Source organism: Bradyrhizobium guangdongense, assembly GCF_006483445.1.
Classification (GTDB): Bacteria; Pseudomonadota; Alphaproteobacteria; order Rhizobiales; family Xanthobacteraceae; genus Bradyrhizobium; species Bradyrhizobium guangdongense_A.
Window position 1 is genome coordinate 1 of the sequence record NZ_PPPT01000320.1, and the last position, 2,115, is coordinate 2,115.

A 2,115-nucleotide genomic window follows, 5' to 3' on the forward strand; every position below is an offset into this window, starting at 1 on the left:
CTCGCGCGCGCGGAGACGGGAAGCCCCGTCGAGCGCGCGATGATCCGCGCATTGCCTGCGCCTACGTAGTGAAATCCTCAAGGGCGATGTGACCGAATTGTCACGTCCATAGCGAATTCTTGGGCGGCAGCCGAGTCCCTGTTTTCCCGGCCCGCCGGTCGGATATCCTCATGCAGGCGGCGGGGATATGGGGCATGTTATCGCGCGGCGTCCAATCGATTGCACTGGGATTGCCAGTCGTGCTGCTTGCAGCCGGGCCTGTTCGGGCGCAAGCGCCACAAGCCATGCCGTCTTGGTATGTGGGTCTCTCAGGCGGTTTCGGTCATGCAGGATCCAGCCCCGTTGATGCCACCAGCGGTTTCTACCATGGCTCTATCGAGGGACTGACGCCCGCGTACGCAGGCATTTATGGTGGCGTCGAACTTGCTCGGTTCGGCAGTTGGGCCTGGAGCGCAGGTCCAATGCTAGACGTTATGTTCAATACGTCGGCCGATTTTCGTGGAGTCGGCGGCGGCTTGCCGCTGACTGGACACGGCTCACTCACTCAAGCCAACTTTCTCGGCCTTTCACGTTTTCGGACGCCCATCGGAAACGGAGTCGACCTGTCGCTATTTGCGGGCGCTGGCGTTTCTGCGGTGCGACCAACCGGCGCACCGACTGGTTCCGGTGGACCGCAAATCGTCGGTAGCGACGCCGCTGTCGCGCTTCGCGTCGGTGCCGAAATTATACGTCAGATCAGCGACACCGTCGCGGTCGGTGCGCAGGTTGCATATCAGCGAACTGGCGGGGTTAAGCTTTCCACGACTTTGCCGGGCGAGCGGTTCGACTTCGCTCCGCGCGATACGTTTCTTACAAGTTTCACGATCAGCTTCAATCCGCCGCCGCCGGTCAGGCCAGAGCCGCCGCGCTCCACGTCTCGCGAAAGGCCGCAGGGCCCCCGTCAAGGTAATGCGCGACCCAAGCCGCCGCCGCTGCTGGGAGCAAAAGGACCGTGCAAGTTTGCGTATGGGTTTTTTTTCGGTGCGGCAAATCTGAAGAGCATTAAGGATCCGGAGGTCAGGAAAGAAAAGGAAGCCGAGTATAACCAAGCGAAGAGTAGCGCAGAGGCGATGACCGATGTCCTCAAGAACGGTTGGGGCTTTCCGGCGTTCAGACCTACGATAAATGAAGACGTGACTCGTCGAGCAATTTTGCGAGCGTTCGACGTTGTGCTGGAACAAATCAAGGACCGGGGAGCCGATGAAGATTGCTTTGTGAAATTGCACTTCCAAGGGCATGGTTTCAATTGGGGCAAGGGCGCGGTCGCTGGACCAGGAGAAATGGGCCCAAAGGTCAACCCAACCGACGAGCATATTGGCATCGAAGGCGCAGGTGGACTGAATGACACCGTCTGGGACTACGAAGTCGAAGACTACCTTCAGAAGATCAGCGATGCGCTCAAATCAAAAGGAAAAAACTCTGCTCTTATTGTTCAAGCTGACTTCTGCTGGGCGGAGGGAATCTTCGGGCGCTTTGCGGAGAAACCGGCAAGTAACATGCAACTGGCATGGTCGTCTTCCAAAAAGAAAAGCCTTTGCCAGCGACCTCTTCCGAATGCGCCTACACCCTTCACCACCGGATTTGCGAATGCGTTTGAAGACGGCAAGAAGCCGACGGTTCAAGAAGCCCACAAATCAGCTTCTGAAATGCCCACCATTCGTGAAATGAATCCCGCCTACAAGTCAGGCGGTTCAGAATCGGTCCGTCCGTCGAAATAGCAGAATCGAGCAGCGGTAGAATCGCTCAGCGAAGTGTCGCGTCAGCAGAGAACTGATCGGTCAGGCCTCGCTAGCCAGCTGCCAGGAACTCACAATACCAATCTTACGTGCGGACGCCGTAGCAGATGCCAAGCCGCGACGCAGGCGAAGCTCGCTAGAACGGGATATCCTCCATATCGCCAGGGTGTATGTTCTCGGCCTACTAATCTGCTTGACGGAGCAGGTGCCATCGCCCGCCTGCTGAAGGAGCCGGCCATGACCTATTTCGATCTCGGGGCGTACAGCCGCAAGATCAGCACGTCCTCGCCTGAAGCCCAGCTCTGGTTCGACAGGGGGCTCAACTGGGTGTTTGGCTTCA

The 2,115-nt window shown here is 58.1% G+C and carries 1 protein-coding gene; it reads left to right on the plus strand.

What is annotated here, in order from left to right; translation table 11 throughout:
- Window positions 1-170 precede the first annotated feature (170 nt).
- The gene (locus C2U70_RS32430; RefSeq protein WP_140982804.1) at window positions 171-1,757 is read left to right on the plus strand and encodes a caspase family protein; all 1,587 of its coding nucleotides are present in this window, start codon (window positions 171-173) and stop codon (window positions 1,755-1,757) included.
- The last annotated feature ends 358 nt before the right edge of the window (window positions 1,758-2,115 follow it).

What these genes read in the sequence shown, in the direction of transcription:
- C2U70_RS32430 (WP_140982804.1), top strand. Translation starts at nt 171, where the DNA reads ATGCAGGCGGCGGGGATATGGGGCATGTTATCGCGCGGCGTCCAATCG.